Source organism: Micromonospora orduensis (assembly GCF_006228125.1).
Lineage (GTDB): Bacteria > Actinomycetota > Actinomycetes > Mycobacteriales > Micromonosporaceae > Micromonospora > Micromonospora orduensis.
Genome location: NZ_VDFY01000012.1, coordinates 1 through 1301 on the forward strand (window position 1 = coordinate 1; position 1301 = coordinate 1301).

The following is a 1301-nucleotide window of genomic DNA, read 5'->3' on the forward strand; positions in this document are numbered from 1 at the left end:
GGGTCGGGGCGACCGGGTGGTCCGGTGGGGGATCGGCCGGTGGTCGGAGGGCGGCCACCGTGCCGCCGCCGATCAGTGCCACGGCCAGGGCGACCGCACCGACCGCCCGCCGGGTACGCCTGGTGCGCCGCGCCCGGTCCCAGCCGGCCGTCGCGGGCTGGCTGGGCAGCACGTCCTCGACGCTGACGGTCAGAAGTCGACGGAGATCCTGCTCGTTCACGGGTTCACCTCCAGGCCGGTGGCTGCCGCGCCCCGGCCCGGCCGGGTGTCCAGGGTGAGTTCCGGTGCCACCTCGCGGAGCCGGCGCAGGGCGGCGTGGCACTGGCTCTTCACGGTGCCGACGGTTACCCCGAGCGCCTCCGCGGTGGCGACCTCGGTCAGGTCCTCGTAGTAGCGCAGCACCAGCACGGCCCGCTGCCGCGGCGGCAGTTGCCCCAGCGCGCCGTGCAGCGTCAGCCGCAACGCGCCGTCGCGGTCGGGGGCCACCTGTTCCGGCGGTGCGGCGCTGAGCCATTCGCGACGTCGGCGACGCCACCAGGACACCGCGTCGCGGTAGAGGATCGTCCGCACGTACGCGGCGGGGTCGCCGTCGCGGACCGACGGCCAGCGCAGCGCCAGCTTCAGCAGGGCGTCCTGGAGGAGGTCCTCGGCCTGGTGCCGGTTGCCGCAGATCAGGTAGGCCGCGCGCAGCAGTCGGTGCTGGTGGGTCTCCACGAAGGCGAGGTAGCCGTCGCGGCCGTCGTCCGCCGTCGATCCCATCCGCCCGCCTTCCGGCCGTCGCGTCGCGCGTCACCTGGCAGACGCACGGGGAGCGGGAAAAGGTTGGGTCATTTCTCCGGCCGCTCGGTCAGGTAGCGCTGGAGGGTCGGCCCGATCCAGGAGACCAGTTCCTCCGGCTCGGCGTCCACCATGGGCGGCAGGCGGACGATGTAGCGGGTGAAGGCGAGGCCGAGGATCTGACTGGCCACCAGGCCGGCGCGTCGGCCGGTCGTCCTCGTCCCGGTGCCGAACGTGGCGACGGCCGCGGCGAGCTGGTCGGTGAAGATGCCGCGCATCCGTTCGGCCGCGCCCGGGTTGGTGCTGGCGGCGCGTAGCAGCGCGACGAGTGTCTCGTCGCCCTCCCAGCGGGCGAGGAAGTGCCGGACCAGCGTCTCACCGAGCCGCGCGGGCGGGACGGCGGTCAGGTCGGGCAGGCGCAGGTCGAATTCGGCCGCCGCCGCGAAGAGCCCCTCCTTGCTGCCGTAGTAGCGCATGACCATCGACGGGTCGATGGGCGTCGGCGCCGCTGGCCCGGATCGAAC

At 74.3% G+C, this 1301-nt stretch carries 2 protein-coding genes and 1 pseudogene; all 3 read right to left on the reverse strand.

The window, feature by feature from the left end:
- Positions 1 to 220: pseudogene (locus tag FHG89_RS00065) on the reverse strand (hypothetical protein); the annotation flags it as partial.
- The gene (locus tag FHG89_RS00070) at positions 217 to 759 is read right to left on the reverse strand and encodes a SigE family RNA polymerase sigma factor (protein WP_139581804.1); all 543 of its coding nucleotides are present in this window, start codon (positions 757 to 759) and stop codon (positions 217 to 219) included. The gene FHG89_RS00070 and the pseudogene FHG89_RS00065, both read right to left, overlap by 4 nt.
- A 68-nt stretch (positions 760 to 827) precedes the next feature.
- Positions 828 to 1301: TetR/AcrR family transcriptional regulator (locus FHG89_RS00075; protein WP_139581805.1), on the reverse strand; the 474-nt coding region annotated here is incomplete at its 5' end.